Source organism: Candidatus Binatia bacterium, from assembly GCA_036493895.1.
In the GTDB taxonomy this organism is placed as follows: Bacteria; Desulfobacterota; Binatia; order UBA1149; family CAITLU01; genus DATNBU01.
In genome coordinates, this window is the sequence record DASXOZ010000022.1 from 137,308 (window position 1) to 151,320 (window position 14,013).

General features: G+C 66.9%; 15 protein-coding genes. 4 read left to right on the forward strand and 11 right to left on the reverse strand.

Annotation, left to right across the window (positions count from 1 at the left end; all coding sequences use genetic code 11):
* Positions 1-131 precede the first annotated feature (131 nt).
* Together VGK20_06410 and VGK20_06415 are read left to right on the forward strand one after the other, a co-directional pair.
* Entirely contained in the window at positions 132-2,375 is a 2,244-nt protein-coding gene (locus VGK20_06410; protein HEY2773666.1) for a hypothetical protein, read from the forward strand.
* Positions 2,372-3,907, forward strand: a complete 1,536-nt coding sequence (locus VGK20_06415) for a hypothetical protein (protein ID HEY2773667.1) — start codon at positions 2,372-2,374, stop codon at positions 3,905-3,907. The genes VGK20_06410 and VGK20_06415 overlap by 4 nt, the downstream gene beginning before the upstream one ends.
* Before the next feature lie 12 nt (positions 3,908-3,919).
* Here the strand turns inward: VGK20_06415 and VGK20_06420 are convergent, their stop codons facing one another.
* From VGK20_06420 to VGK20_06470, 11 genes are all read right to left on the reverse strand, one after another.
* On the reverse strand, positions 3,920-4,537 hold the full coding sequence (locus tag VGK20_06420; protein ID HEY2773668.1) for an SCO family protein: 618 nt from the start codon (positions 4,535-4,537) through the stop codon (positions 3,920-3,922).
* Between the two features lie 19 nt (positions 4,538-4,556).
* On the reverse strand, positions 4,557-5,342 hold the full coding sequence (locus VGK20_06425) for an ABC transporter permease (protein ID HEY2773669.1): 786 nt from the start codon (positions 5,340-5,342) through the stop codon (positions 4,557-4,559).
* A gap of 3 nt (positions 5,343-5,345) precedes the next feature.
* A complete protein-coding gene (locus VGK20_06430; protein HEY2773670.1) occupies positions 5,346-6,278 on the reverse strand; it encodes an ABC transporter ATP-binding protein in 933 nt (310 codons plus the stop codon).
* Complete coding sequence (gene cyoE, locus VGK20_06435) at positions 6,275-7,180, reverse strand: heme o synthase (GenBank protein ID HEY2773671.1); 906 nt, start codon at positions 7,178-7,180, stop codon at positions 6,275-6,277. The genes VGK20_06430 and cyoE overlap by 4 nt, the downstream gene beginning before the upstream one ends.
* An 11-nt stretch (positions 7,181-7,191) precedes the next feature.
* On the reverse strand, positions 7,192-8,136 hold the full coding sequence (locus VGK20_06440) for a COX15/CtaA family protein (GenBank protein HEY2773672.1): 945 nt from the start codon (positions 8,134-8,136) through the stop codon (positions 7,192-7,194).
* Positions 8,126-8,320, reverse strand: coding sequence for a hypothetical protein (locus VGK20_06445; GenBank protein ID HEY2773673.1), 195 nt, complete (start codon positions 8,318-8,320; stop codon positions 8,126-8,128). Before VGK20_06445 ends, VGK20_06440 begins: the two co-directional genes overlap by 11 nt.
* A gap of 71 nt (positions 8,321-8,391) precedes the next feature.
* Entirely contained in the window at positions 8,392-9,156 is a 765-nt protein-coding gene (locus VGK20_06450; protein HEY2773674.1) for a carboxypeptidase regulatory-like domain-containing protein, read from the reverse strand.
* A gap of 8 nt (positions 9,157-9,164) precedes the next feature.
* Positions 9,165-9,779, reverse strand: coding sequence for an adenylyl-sulfate kinase (gene cysC, locus VGK20_06455; GenBank protein ID HEY2773675.1), 615 nt, complete (start codon positions 9,777-9,779; stop codon positions 9,165-9,167).
* A gap of 88 nt (positions 9,780-9,867) precedes the next feature.
* The gene (locus VGK20_06460) at positions 9,868-10,050 is read right to left on the reverse strand and encodes a hypothetical protein (protein HEY2773676.1); all 183 of its coding nucleotides are present in this window, start codon (positions 10,048-10,050) and stop codon (positions 9,868-9,870) included.
* A gap of 162 nt (positions 10,051-10,212) precedes the next feature.
* Positions 10,213-10,410: a 30S ribosomal protein S21 gene (gene rpsU / locus VGK20_06465; GenBank protein HEY2773677.1), complete on the reverse strand. Its 198-nt coding sequence runs from the start codon at positions 10,408-10,410 to the stop codon at positions 10,213-10,215.
* 226 nt (positions 10,411-10,636) lie between these two features.
* A complete protein-coding gene (locus tag VGK20_06470) occupies positions 10,637-10,855 on the reverse strand; it encodes a hypothetical protein (GenBank protein ID HEY2773678.1) in 219 nt (72 codons plus the stop codon).
* Between VGK20_06470 and VGK20_06475 the strand changes: the two genes are divergently transcribed.
* On the forward strand, positions 10,840-11,064 hold the full coding sequence (locus VGK20_06475; GenBank protein ID HEY2773679.1) for a hypothetical protein: 225 nt from the start codon (positions 10,840-10,842) through the stop codon (positions 11,062-11,064). The two genes, VGK20_06470 and VGK20_06475, sit on opposite strands and share 16 nt — an antisense overlap.
* A gap of 15 nt (positions 11,065-11,079) precedes the next feature.
* Positions 11,080-14,013: serine/threonine-protein kinase (locus tag VGK20_06480; GenBank protein ID HEY2773680.1), on the forward strand; the 2,934-nt coding region annotated here is incomplete at its 3' end.

Here is a 14,013-nt window from a genome sequence, read left to right on the forward strand (position 1 = left end):
AGAATGCGGGACCACTATGGATTTCGCTCCGGCGTCGCGGTCGATGCACCTGGGCCTGCGCGAAACCCGCAGCGGCACGTCGATGGCGGTGGCAAGGACTGCCGCCCCGATCCAGAGTTGCCGGCAGCTACGTGGGAGGCGCGGGGAAGACGGAGTCCGGCGGCGGGGCCGGTCTGACAGCATGGGCGGCGGCCTCGTCCGTCGCGCTGCTGGCAGCCCTGGCGTGGCCTGCGCTGGCGGGGCGCGTGTACGCAGGAGACGACCTCGGCGCCTTCCACCTGCCGCTTCGGTGGTTCTACTGGAACGCGCTGAGGAACGGCGACGCCTTCGACTGGCTGCCGGGCCTGTTCTGCGGGTTCTACCTGACCGGAGAAGGGCAGGCGGGCACCTGGCACCCGCTGCACCTGCTGCTGTACCGCTGGCTCGACTTCCCGGTCGCGTTCAACCTCGAAGTCTTCGCGAGCTATCCGCTGATGTTCGCGGGCATGGTGGTGCTGCTGCTTCGGCCCGGCCTCGGCATCGATCCGCGGCCGGGCCCGGCGCGGGCACCGCTTTACGCCGCGCTCTTCGGCGCGATGACCTTCACGTTCTCGGCGTCGTGCATGATGCATTTCATGCACGTCAACGGCATCGCCGTCGTCGCGCATCTTCCGTGGCTGCTGCTCGCGATCGATATCGGGGTTCGCGACGAAGGACGTCGTCGCCGCCGTCTCGCGTGGTGCGCCGCCGCCATGCTCGTCGCGTCGCAATGCCTGTGCGGGCATCCGCAGTACGTATGGATCTGCGCCGTTGCCGCAACGGCGTGGGCATCGATGGCCGGCGTGCTTCTGGAGGGATCGACGCGGCGTGGATGGCGCGAGTGGAAAGGAATCGCGTATTTTGCCGCTGCCGCGGCGCTCGGTGCGCTGATCGGCTCCGTACAGCTCCTTCCGACGTGGGATCATCTCGGGCATTCGCAGCGGTTGCAGTGGGACGATGCGGCCAACGTCGCACCGCTGCACCCGGTCAATCTTGCCCAGCTCGTCGGGCCGTACCTGTTTCGCGACCGCGTCGACACCGTCAACACCGCCGAGTTCGCCGCGTATGCCGGCGCGGTTCCACTGCTGCTGGTGTTCTGGATGTTCGTGCAGGAGGCCGAGACCGGCGGGCGGCGCCGCGCAACGACCGCAATCGGGATCTTCGGGGTCGTCGCATTCGTGATGGCCCTCGGACACTACGGCGGCCTCTACACGCTGCAGACGTACTTGCCGGTCGTGGGATCGTTTCGCGCGTCGGCCCGCTACCTTCTGCTCGTGCACCTTGCCATCGCGATGCTTGCTGCCGCGGCGCTCGCACGTCTGGCCGCGTGGAGCCCCGGCACTGCGAAGGCGCGCAGCGACGTCGGCTGGAAGCTCGCACTGTTCAGCGCCGCAGTCGCGCTCGAGCTGCACGTGACGATGGATGCCGGGCGCGTCGGCACGGTGGCCGGAGCGCTGGTCGGCCCCGCGCTGCTGTCGCTCGCAGCCGTTCTGCTCGCTGCCGCGCTGCGGGGATGGCGACCGGCCCTCGCGCTGCTCGTCGTGCTCACTGCCGCCGATCTCGGCAGCTACGGGATGAGCTTTCTGGTGTGGCCGGCCTCCGCCCCGCTCGAAGAACTGTTGGCCGGACTGCCGACGGCGTCGGGCACCGGTCGCATCGCGACGCTGCAGCCGCAGGCGACGGGCAGCTACACCGGCAATGCGCTGCTGATGCGCGGCTGGCATCTCTCGGACGGCTACGCGGCACTGATGCCGGCCAGCGTGCTTCCCGCGGGCAATCTCGGGACGTTGCGCCTGCAAGCGGTCGAGAAGGTCTGGAGAATGCCCGGCCCGATGCCGATCGAGGGGCTGCGACCGCTGGATTCGCGCTGGTACGCCGTGCCGGACCCGATGCCGCGAGTGCGCCTGGCATCGAGAGCCGTCGTCAGCACGGATCCCGCGACCGACCTGGAGGCGCTGCCGGCAGCGGAGGCGGCGCAGACGGCTTTCGTGGCGCAACCTGTCGACGTCGGTGGCACCGTTGGCAAGGCCGAGTTGCTGCGCGACCGTCCCGGTGACATCGAGGTCCGCGCGGACGCGCCCCACCAACAGCTCCTCGTCGTCGCCGAGCGCTTCCACGAAGGCTGGAAGGCGCGGGTGGACGGCCGGGCGACCTCCTCGCTTCGTGTCGACGGTGACATGCTCGGCGTGCTCGTGCCCGAAGGCCGGTCGGACGTAAGCCTGGTCTTCGATCCGGACAGCCTGCGCTACGGCAAGCTGCTGTCTTGTGCCGGCCTCGCGCTCTGGTCGCTGATGTTCGTCGCCGCGCTGCGCTGCCCACGCGAGCAGCGCGCGCGATCGGCCGGGGAAGCGGCGTGAAAGCGTGGAAGAACATCGTGACGACCGACGTCGTCGTGTTCGTCGTGCTTTTCCTTGCGCTGATGGCGGTAGGGCCGTCGTCGCTGATGCACGACCCCGGCGTGTTCTGGCATCTTCGCGTCGGCAATCACGTGCTCGAGACCGGCACGCTGATCCGCACCGACACGTTCAGCTCGACGTTCCCCGGCAAGCAGTGGCTCGCGCACGCGTGGCTCTTCGACATCGTGCAGGCGCTCATTCAGAGGATCGACGGCTTCGATACCCTGCTGCTGGCGACGGCGGCATCGCTTGCCGCGCTTTACGCGTGGGTCACGCGTCGCCTTCTCCACGCAAGATTGCAGCCGGAAGCCGCGATCCTCGTGGTGACGTTCACCGTCGCCGCGACGGCGTACCAGTTCCAGCCCCGTCCGCTCGTCGTCACGTTCGCGATCTTCGGATGGATGTACGCGCGGCTGGTCGATTTCGAAGCCGGTCGCATCCCGCTTGTCCGCATGTTCTGGCTCGTGCCGGCGATCGTCGTGTGGGCGAACGTGCACGGCGCCGTCGTCGGCGGCGTGGCCACGATCGCGATCTGCGCCGCGGGCTGGACGCTAGCGCCGCTTCTCGGCTGGCCTTCGCCGATTTCGTCGCTTCGAAGCCTGGCGGCCGTATGCGGCCTGGTGGCGGCGTGCATCGCGGCGCTGTTCGTCAATCCGTACGGGCCGCTTGGCAGCGGACTGGTGCGCCAATGGTTCTCGGTCGTCAGCTCGCCGGAAATTGCGCGCCTGATGATGGAACACGCTCCGGTCAGCTTCTCCGATCCCGCGAGCTGGTTCCTCGTCGGATTTGGCGCCGTCTTCGTCGCCGCGTTGATCGGCGTTCCGTGGCGCCGCCTGCGCGTGACGTGGCTGCTGCCCCTGGTCTGGCTGGCGATGGCATGCTCGCGCGTGCGCCACGGACCGCTGTTCGCGATGGCCGCGGCGCTGGCGCTGGCAGAAATGTTCCACGAAGTACGCTGGATCCGCTGGCTCACGCATCACGGAAGCGAGCTGCTGAAGCCCGCCGTACGCGCACCGGACGCGCCGGCGCGGCGCATGGCACTTCCGGCCGCGCTCGTCGGGATCTGTCTCGTGCTCGAGATTGCGCGCATCGATGTGCCGGTGATCGGCCACGGCTGGAACCGGCTGGATCCCGACTGGTGGCCGGTCGGCATGCTCGGCGACCTGCACGCGTACGAGCAGGCTCGTGGACCGGGCGCGCCGGTGTTCAACGAGATGTTGTTCGGCGGATTCCTGATCTATTTCACGCCCGGAATCGGCGTCTTCATCGACGACCGCTGCGAGCTGTACGGTGACGCGCGGCTGGCCGAATACAGCAGGGCGCTGGCCGGCGACATGACGGTGTTCGAGCAGTGGGGCAACCAGTACGGGTTCGATCTTGCCCTTGTGCTTCCGGGCTCGCCGTTCGATTCCTACCTGCGGAGCAGTCCGGACTGGGAGCTGCTGCGGCAATCGAAGGCAGCGACGCTGTTTCGGCGCCGTGCGGCGCCGTAGCCGGCGCGGGTCTCAGCGAGTGCCGCTTTCCGCCGCGGCAAGCGCGGCGGCGTCGCGCTCGAGTCGCGACAGCTCGCTGTCTTCCTCGGTCGCATAGAAGCCGCGAATGCGGTGCTGCCCGTCGATCAGCGCGACACGTGTTCCGTGCGCGACGGCACCTTCTTCACCCGGAGCCCCGTCGCGGCTGACGCCGGTAAGAAAACCGCGCTGCACGAGCGGAATGACGTCGGCAGAAGGTCCGGTAAGGAACGTCCACGCATCGCTGGAGGCGATCGCGTGCTTGGTCTTGTACCCGGCAAGCACAGGCGCCGTATCGGTGTCCGGATCGACGCTGATCGAGATGATGGCCATGCTGGAAACGGGCACGGTGCGTCGAACCTGCTTCAGTCGCTCGACCAGGCGAGGGCAGGGGCCGGGGCAGCTCGTGTAGAGGAAGCTCGCCACCCACACCCGACCGTCCAGCAACGAAGACGCAAACGCAGAACCGTCGTCGGCAACGAGATGGAACTCGGGCGCCTGGCCGAGCACCGGAAGCTCGGGCTCCAGTCCGAGCCAGCGCCGCACCGGCAGGGCGAGCGCGAGGGCGGCAACGAGGACGAGGAGCGCTCCGGCGCGGATTGCCCGCTTCATCGGCAGTTGATCCAGGCCTTCAGGGAAGGCTGCCCGAGCCGCGCACCCGCGCGGCCGAGGAAGCCCCGGCGACGGTCGCTACGGCGAACAGCAGCGTGACCATGAGGCACGCAGACGCCGGCGGCAGCAATGCCGTTGCCGCCGGGCTGCCGAGGTAGAGCGCGTGGCGCAGCAGCGCGACACCGTACGTCAGGGGATTGCATGCGATGATGATGGAGAGCCACGAAGGCGTGCCGCCCGGCGGAAAGAACGCGCCCGACAGCAGCCACATCGGCATCAGCACCGACATCATGATCGCGTGGAAACCCTGCGTGGAATCCATGCGCCACGCGATCCACAGCCCGAGGCCTGCCAGCGAGATGGAGACGAGCACGAGAACGGGAATCGACGCGAGCACTCCGCCGAAGCCGATCGACATGCCGAACAGGGGCGCTGCGGCCGCGACCAGCAGCGCCTGCCCGACGGCAAGCACCGTGGTGCCGCCGATCTTGCCGAGCACGATTGCCGAGCGCGGCACCGGCGCGACCAGTACGCCCTGCAGGAATCCGGTGTTGCGATCGTCGATGATCGAGATCGTCGCGAAGATCGCCGTGAACAGCACGATCATCACGATCACGCCCGGAAAGAAGTATTCGCTGTAGCCGACCGAGCCGCTGCGGAACGAAGGGCTCAGGCCCGCGCCGAAGAGCACCCAGAACAACACCGGCTGCACGAGGGCACCGGTCACGCGGTTTCGCTGGCGAAGAAAGCGGACGACTTCGCGGCGCGCCAGCGCGTAACTGGCAAGCATGGTGCCCGTCGCCATCGCTCAGTCCTGCCCGCTGCCGAGCTCGTGCCCGGTCTCGCGGATGAAGACGTCCTCGAGAGTGGGCCTGGCGAGCTGGATCGATTCGATGCGGCCGGGAAACGCGTCGTAGATCTCGCGCAGCAGGGAACGCGCCTCCGGGTGCTCGACGCGAAGGGAGCCGTCGATGCGGGTGCTGCGCACGCTCCAGCGCGATTCGATCTCGCCCTGGAGCTGCGCAAGGTCGCTGCTGCGGATCGTCAGGACATCGCCGCCGATTCGGTGGCGCAGCTCGTCGGGAGTGCCGGTCGCGACGATGCGGCCGCGATCCAGGATCGCCAGCCGGTCGCAGCGCTCGGCTTCGTCCATCAGGTGCGTCGTCACGAGCACGGTGGTGCCGTGGTCGCGACGAAGTCCGAGGACGTAGTCCCACAGGTCGCGGCGTGCGCCGGGGTCGAGCCCTGTCGAAGGCTCGTCGAGAATGAGGATGCGAGGCTCGCACAGCAGTCCCTTGGCGAGCTCGACGCGGCGCTTGAGTCCGCCCGACAGCGTTTCGACGTAGACGCCCGCGCGATCGGCCACGCCGAGGGCCGCAAGGCCGGAATCGATGCGTCGAGCGAGATCGGCGCCCGAAAGCCCGTACAGGTTGCCGTGGCACTCGAGGTTCTCGCGCACCGTCAGCTTGACGTCGAGACTGGGCGACTGGAACACGACGCCGATGGTTCTGCGCACTCGCGAGAGATCGGAGGCCGCGTCGCTGCCGGCAATCTCGACGTGTCCCGATTGTGGCGCCAGCAGGGTCGAGAGAACGCGAAACGTCGTGGTCTTGCCGCTGCCGTTGGGGCCCAGCACGCCGAAGACCTCGCCTTCGGCGACGTCGAACGAAATACCGTCGAGCGCAACGTGATCGCCGTACCGGTGGCGCAGGTCACGGACCCGCACGATGGGGTCGGTCACACCAGTCCCCGAAGCGCGCTCCATGCGTGCTCGGCAAGCAAGGCGGCGAACAGAACCGGCAGGTACACGACCGAAGCCAGCAGCAGCTTTCGCGCTGCCTGGCGCGAACGGTCGGCGCCTGCCTGCCACGCCGCACGGGCGTAGAAGAGTCCTGCTGCCAGCGCGCTCCAGAAGTAGAGGTGGCCGGCCGAGCCGGTGCGCACGAGCACCAGCGACACCGGGATCAGCACGACAGCGTAGAGCAGCATCAACCGGGAGGTCGCGTCGCCGTCGCGATCGATCACGACGAGCATGGGAAAGCCGGCCTTCGCGTAGTCGTCGCGGTACATGCGTCCGATCGCGAGGAAATGCGGCACCTGCCAGAGGAACAGGATCGAGAACAGCACGACTGCGCCGCCGCCGACGTGCCCGCTTGCAGCGGCCCAGCCGATGACGGGCGGCAATGCACCGGGAATCGCGCCGGCAAGCGTCGAGATCGGATGCACGCGCTTCATCGGCGTGTACAGGAACAGGTAGCTCACCAGAGTCAGCGCATCGATCGACGCAGGAAGTATTCCTACGGTCGCCGCCAGGTACAGCACGCCGGACAGCGACAGCACCGCGCCGAGCGACACCGCGGCGGCGCTGGAGATGCGCTGGGCGGGCAGGGGACGGAAGCGGGTGCGGTCCATCGCAAGGTCGACGTCGCGCTCGAGGTACTGGTTGAGCGCTCCGGAACCGGAGCACGAAAGGGCGGTGCCGATCAGCACGTGAAGAAGACCGAGCCCCGACGCCGCGGCAGGGCCGGCACAGAAGTAGCCGACCGCAACCGTCAGCAGCACCATCATCGTGATGCGCGGCTTGATCAGCTCGAGGAACACCTCGGAGCCGGCAGCCACCGCCGACCGGCGTCGTGAGGACACGGCGTGCGTGCTCACAGGGCCTTGCCCAGTGCCGCGCCGATGCCGGCCGATGTCGCGACCGCCGAAGCCGGCGCCCGTACCGCGTCGGCAATGCGGGAGCGCCACGCGTGGAGGTTTCGCACGACGACCGTCGCGAGCAGCGCGGCGCCGACGGCGACGTGAAGAGTCGGCAGCCATGCCTCGAGGAACGTGGCCTGGCGGTCGTAGGTCATGTCGTCGGTCGCGACGTAAGCGGCAATTCCGAGCGCAATCTGCAGCGCCACCAGCGGAATGATCCAGCGCCGCCCCGGCAGGTCGGCCGGAGTCCTGGAATGGAAGTCGAGGATCGCCGACAGCACGAGCCCGGCACCGAGCACGTGCGCGTAAAGAAGCGGAGTTCCCTCGAGCGGCCTTGCGGCCGCACCGAGGTGGCGGATGAAGAGCCCGAAAAGCAGCTGGGCGAACACGAGGACGAACAGTACGAGGGCCCTGGCTCTTTCCGGCGTGGACTCGGGCACGGCTGCGTCCTGCTCCCAGACCGGCGACGTCACGGCGACCACCGCCGCGAGACTCGAGAAGAAGAGCTGGCCGACGACGCCGTGGATCATCGCGAGGTCCACCGAAAGCTCGAGCACGCGCAGGCCGCCGAGAATGGCCTGGACGATCACCAGCGCAGCGGCTGCGATCGTCAGGCGCCGCACCAGTGGGCTTTGCTCGCGCCGCAGCACCGTGACGAGCAGGAACGCCGTCCACGACGCGACCAGGAACGCGAGGATGCGGTGCCCGTGCTCGGTGCGCACGTTCTCCATCTGCAACCAGTGCGGAGGATTGAGCTGACCGAAGGCGAGGGGCCAGTCGGGCACGGCCAGTCCTGCATCGCGGCTGGTAACCAGTCCTCCCGCAATCACGAGAAGGAAGGCCCCTGCCATCGCGACCCACGCGACGCGGTGCACGAAGCGGCGCGCGTCAGAGGACATGCGCACCTCCGGCACTTGCCATCGCGCCGACGAGCACCGCCATTGCCACGACCGACCAGGCAAGCTCCCCGGTACGCGAGCGCCCGCGCGACGACGCACGCAGAGACGCGCGCAGCGCGACAATCGCCGCGCCGGCGGCAAGCACGGCCTGCACGAGGTCTTCGAGCGGAATCAGCTGATTCAATGCGATTCAGGCGATCGCCCCGGGCGAGCCCGGAGCCGACCGCAGCCTTGGGTGTCTAGCCCGGCAGCGGGTCAGTTTCCAGCGAAGGTGAACTGCAGATTAGCCGGGCTTTTTTCGTCTATCGCGATCGTTGCGGTCTGGGTGCCGAGGGTCTCGTGCCACGCTTCGACGGTGTACTTGTCACCCTTCGGTACGTCGTTGATCGTGAAGGAGCCGTCGGCCCCCGTTACCGCGAAGAACGGGTTCGCGAAAACGCCCACGTAGGCGGCCATCCACGGGTGGATGTCGCACTTCAACTTCACCGCGACCTCGGCGTGCTGGAACGCCGTGTTCAGGACCTGCCCCTTGCCGGCCATGGCTTTGTTGAACGGCTCGTTGAGGACTGCCTTGGTGTTGACGTTGTGCAGGGTCGCGTCTTCGTTGCCGATCTCGATGTCCTGGCCGACGCGCACGCCGATCACATGGGGGACGTACTCGCAGCCCTTCTGGTCGATGTGGACGACTCCGATCGGCGCCGGCGCACGGTACTTCTCGGGCAGGCCGGATTTCACGTAGACGAGAACGTTTGCCAGGCCGCCCGAGTTGTCGGCCACGACCATCTCGTCCTCGCGGCCTTTCGGATACAGCGAGTCGCAGACCGGGTCGGCCGTCATGATGATCTTGTGATGGGGAGGCGGGGTGCCGGCCAGGCGAACCTTCCCGCTGAGAGTCCCGGCGTTGGCGGTTATGGCGGCGAGCAGCTGGCAGGCCAGCGCGACGACGAGGCCGCCGGCGAAGCGGGAGTTCCCCGCGACGCGCTGTGCCGGCCCTGAGCCCTTCGTCGTCATTGCTGCCACCGCGCTCTTCAAGCCTTGGGAACGTACCCCTTGGACTCGAGGAAACCGAGGATCGCCGCCAGGCTCTGCTCCGCTGTCTGGCCCGTCGTGTCGACGACGAGCTCGGCGTGGTCGGGCGCCTCATATGGGGCGGAGATTCCGGTGAACTCGGGGATCTGGCCGGCGCGGGCTTTCTTGTACAGGCCCTTCGGGTCGCGCTTCTCGCACTCGTCGAGCGCGCACTTGATGTAGACCTCGACGAAGCAGCCCTCGGGCATCGCCTTGCGCGCGATTTCGCGGTCGGCGCGGTACGGCGAAATGAACGCGGTCACGTTGACGACGCCGGCGTCGGTGAACAGCGCAGCGACTTCGCCGATGCGGCGGATGTTCTCGGTGCGATCGGCAGGCGAGAAGCCGAGGTCCTTGTTGAGGCCGTGGCGGATGTTGTCTCCGTCGAGCACGAAGCTGCGCACGCCGCGCTCCCACAGCGCCTTTTCCATCAGGTTGGCGATCGTGGACTTGCCCGAACCGGAAAGGCCGGTCAGCCACACCGTGCAGCCGCGATGGCCGCTGATCTGCTCGCGCTCGGCGCGCGATACCGTGCTCTGGTGCCAGACGATGTGCTTCGATTTCGGTTCCGACATGTTCCTTCCTCGCGAGCCTTGCTGGCTCCTGCGAAAACAACGGGACGCGCTGCGGGAGCGCGTCCGGATTAAGCGATGATTGCGTCGGTCAGCGGAGCGGTTCGAGGCGCTTTCCGTACGTGACCTGCCCCTTGTCGATGCGGAGCGAGAAGCCACAGTCAGGATTGACGCAGACCCAGGCCTTGTAGAGAACCGAAGCGCCGTCGGTGCCGTAGTCGGAAAGCGGGACGAGAATGCCGTCGTCGCACTTCATGCACTTGGGAAACTCCATCTCCACAACTTCCTTCACCACCCAAGCCCCTTTGCGGAAACTCCGGAGAAAGGCTTTTCCCGAAGACCGGCGCGTCGTTTCGGCGTTTTCCCGAGCGGCGCGCGACCGTAGCGCAGGCCCCCCAGTCGGTCAAGACTGGCGCCCGCGACGGCCCGGCCCGCCTCAGGGGTTCTGGCGCTGTGCGCGACGCAGGGCCTTGCGGCGCTTGCGTTCGGCTTCCTGGCGCTTGCGCTTGCGACGAACGCTCGGCTTTTCGTAAAAAGCGCGAACCTTCATCTCCTTGAACACGCCCTCGGCGGCGAGCTTCTTCTTGAGCACGCGCATTGCGCGCTCGAGAGAGCCATCGACTCGTACCTCCATCCGTTGCTCCTTCCTTCGCGCGTTCGCGCGGTTGCGACCGAGATGCCTGCCTTTGGCGCAGATCATCGTCACGCTAACCGACGGACCTTATCCGATCGCGTCCGGAAGGCCAACCCGGTCCTGGGCGAAAAGACCCGGAAGGCCTCCGGGACGACGCGGCGGGCGGGCCGCCCCCGCCGCGGCCACGTACCCGGATGTCCGCCGTGCCGGGCCGAACCCGGCCGGATTAGCGGGAGGTCACGCCGGCAACGACGAGAGCAGGCTTGCCGGCCAGCGGCTTGGAGTCGGGGCCACGAGCCTCGGTCACGTCGATCCGGAAGTCGTCGGCTGCCGGCCGGGCCGGGCTGCTGATATCGCAGGTAATGACGCTGGCCGGGCCAGCGATGCCGGGATCCCGGCGCGAGACGCTGGTTCGGTTGGTAACCGACCATGACGACCAAGCCAATTCGCGCTGGCACCGAAGGCCCCGCGATCAGCGACTGCGCGATTCCGGACTTCGCCAGTCTTTTTCGGTGCGGCTTCCTCGCCGACTGCACCTTCGTCGGGAAGGCAGCGGACCCGCTGGCGCCGCGAGATTTCGCGGTGACGATCGACGATGCGATCGAGGGCGATGGAACCTCTGCCGCCGATGCCGGACGGGCACGTGTGCCATAGCTGAGACCGTCGCATATGCTGGCGCGCGTGCTGCAGCCAGGCACCGTTCTCCATGACCGCTACCACATCCTTCGCCCGATCGGGAAGGGCGGAATGGGTGCGGTCTACGAAGCGATCGACCTGAGGCTGCACAACACGGTCGCGGTCAAGCACACGACCGCAGAAGGACCTGGCATCGATCAGGCCTTCGAACGGGAAGCGCAACTTCTGGCTGCGTTGCGGCATCCCGCACTGCCGGTCGTGATCGACTACTTCGTCGAGACGCAAGGCCGGTTCCTTGTGATGCAGTATATCGACGGCGAGGATCTGGCAGCTCTATTGAAGCGCGGCGGTCCCCGCAATGAAGCGGACGTCGAACATTGGGCGGTGGTCGTGCTCCAGGCGCTCAAGTATCTGCACGGTCACAATCCGCCGATCATTCATCGCGACATCAAGCCGGCGAACCTCAAGCTCACGCCACGCGGAGAGATCCTCTTGCTGGACTTCGGTCTGGCGAAAGGAAGGGCAGATCAAAGGACAGTAGCTGCCGAAGAAGAACTGAGCGTCTACGGGTACACGCCGCACTATGCCCCGCTGGAACAGATCGAGGGGCGTGGAACCGATGCACGCAGCGATATCTATGCGCTAGGCGCGACGCTGTACCACCTCATTTCCGGCACTGCCCCGCCCGGTGCGATCGATCGAGCGAAAGCCGTCGCCAGCGGAGGCGCAGATCCGCTCATCGCAGGATTGCCGCAGCTGCTTCTCGATTCCGGGCTGCGTGCCACGATCCTGCGGGCTCTCGCACTCGACCCCGCGGGGCGATTCTCGTCGGCCGAGGAGATGGCTGCGGCCTTTGTACTTGATGTCCCATCTCCCGGCGCGGGGAGCACGTACTCGCAAGTGACAGAGTCGCGCCGACTCGATGCCGCCATGCCGAGTCAGGCCGAAGTCGGTCGAGTCGTGGATCTGATCGTTCAGGTGCGATTCCGCGACTCGCCGCTTCTCGGACTCGAGGAGTGGCCCAGCATCCGCACGCCCGACGAAATTGAACAGAGATCGGAACCCCTTCACGTGGACTACCCGATCGATCCGCGATCAGGGCGGAAACTCCCCGCACGATTGCGCGTGAGGCTGGCGGCTCCGGATTTCGAAATCCAGGGCAGCGATGAACGGCTGATCGATGTGCCGCCGGATGCGTATTCCGCGCGACTTGCGTTCCTGCTCGCGCCCCAGCGCGCGGGGTTCTGCCGGGTAAATGTTGAAGTCTATGCGGCTGATACTGTTTTTCTTGGGACGATTCCGATCGAGGCCGAAGCGTTTACGCGCGGGATCAAGGGGAGCGTAATTCGAGTCGCTAACCTCATGATCGGCGTGTTCATACAGCCGGCGGCATCGGTGCGAGTGGTGCTGAGCCGCGAACAGGACAAGGAGAATGCCCCCTCGTTTTCGCCGGACGTCGCAAGTGCTCGTGAACGCGAGAGACCCGCCGAGTTGGCGTATTCGGAGCTCTCGCGAAAACAGCAGGAGCCCGTCGGAGTAGGTTCCGACGGACATGCGGCGTGGCATGACTCTTCGGAGAACCTGGACCGTGAGGATACCGCGACAGTCCTTGCCGCACCGCCGACTTCCGCTGCTAGTGCGCCTTCTAAAACTCGCCGCCGCGTGGGCCGTCCATTTCGCCTTGCTTCCCTCGTCGGCGCTCTTGCAACTTTGACGATATGGTATGCCCGCGGTGCTCCGGTGGCGCCGGTTGAGTCAATCTCCCTGACGCCCGATGCATTGACAGAGGACGCGACTGACGCGCGCTTGGCCGCAGCTGCCAAGGTCGCGCGAGAAGAGGCCCAGGCTAAAGCCGAGTCCGACGCGGCGAAATTAGATGTGCGAGCTATCACAGCGGCTAGGGCGCAGGCGGATGCCCGCGCTGCTTCGCAAGCCAAGGTTGACGCAGAGGCCCAGGCTGCTGCCCAAGCGAAGGCCGACGCCGATGCCCGGGCTGCTGCCCAAGCGAAGGCCGACGCCGATGCCCGGGCTGCTGCGCAAGCGAAGGCCGACGCCGATGCCCGGGCTGCTGCGGAAGCCGAGGCCGATGCGAGAGCCGAGATGGCCGCACGAGATGCGCAGGCAAGTAGTGAACATCACCAGCAGGACTTTCAGGTGCCTCAACAGCACCAGCAGCAACAACAGCCGCAGCCCGAGCACAACAACGTCCAGCAGTCGCAACAGCACAGCAACTTCCAGCAGCCACAGCAGCAGGGCGGCGGAAATCATTTCCAGTCACCGCAGCAGCAACAGCACGGTAACTCCCAGCAGCAAGGGCAGGGCGGCGGGTTCCACTTCCAGTCCCCGCAGCAGGCTCAGTCTGGACATCAGGGGAACAACGCGGGACAGGGCAGCCACGGCGGCTTCCAGTCCCCGCAGCAGGCTCAGTCGGGACATCAGGGGAACTACGCGGCACAGGGCGGGCACAACGGCTTCCAGTCCCCGACGTCGGGGGATGGCGCTAAGGCCGCGGGATACGCCCACGACAATCAGCCGGGCCGTGACGCCGACACCGCCGGACACGACCGTGAAAACGAGCGCGGCCGCGGCAATGACGCGGGACATGGCCGCGAAAATGCTCCAGGGCAGCAGAAGAATGCCCAGGCTCAAAAGCCACAGCGCACCGAGCGCCAACTCGCGATGAAAAACGGGATGCAATCCAAGGTGCAGGTCGACAATCGCGGCCGTGCCAGGGCCATCCAGGCGAGAGACTCCAAGGGAGATCAGCTCCAGGTCCGCAATGGTCTTCGCCGCGGCGACCGCACCGTCGAAAAACGCGGAGCCGACAACCAGCGTATTGTCAGCACCGGGCGTGGCCGCGGATTTACCGAGCGCAGCTACTCGGTCAACAACAAGTACCGCGAGAATGTGAAGTACGTGCAGCGCACGTACGTTTCCGAAAACGTCACCAACGTCTATGCCTACCGC

Coding starts and splice junctions, on each gene's coding strand:
- VGK20_06425 (HEY2773669.1), bottom strand. CDS start 5,342: ATGGCGACGGGCACCATGCTTGCCAGTTACGCGCTGGCGCGCCGCGAA.
- cysC (HEY2773675.1), bottom strand. CDS start 9,779: ATGTCGGAACCGAAATCGAAGCACATCGTCTGGCACCAGAGCACGGTA.
- rpsU (HEY2773677.1), bottom strand. CDS start 10,410: ATGGAGGTACGAGTCGATGGCTCTCTCGAGCGCGCAATGCGCGTGCTC.
- VGK20_06475 (HEY2773679.1), top strand. CDS start 10,840: ATGACGACCAAGCCAATTCGCGCTGGCACCGAAGGCCCCGCGATCAGC.
- VGK20_06420 (HEY2773668.1), bottom strand. CDS start 4,537: ATGAAGCGGGCAATCCGCGCCGGAGCGCTCCTCGTCCTCGTTGCCGCC.
- VGK20_06440 (HEY2773672.1), bottom strand. CDS start 8,136: ATGTCCTCTGACGCGCGCCGCTTCGTGCACCGCGTCGCGTGGGTCGCG.
- VGK20_06460 (HEY2773676.1), bottom strand. CDS start 10,050: ATGGAGTTTCCCAAGTGCATGAAGTGCGACGACGGCATTCTCGTCCCG.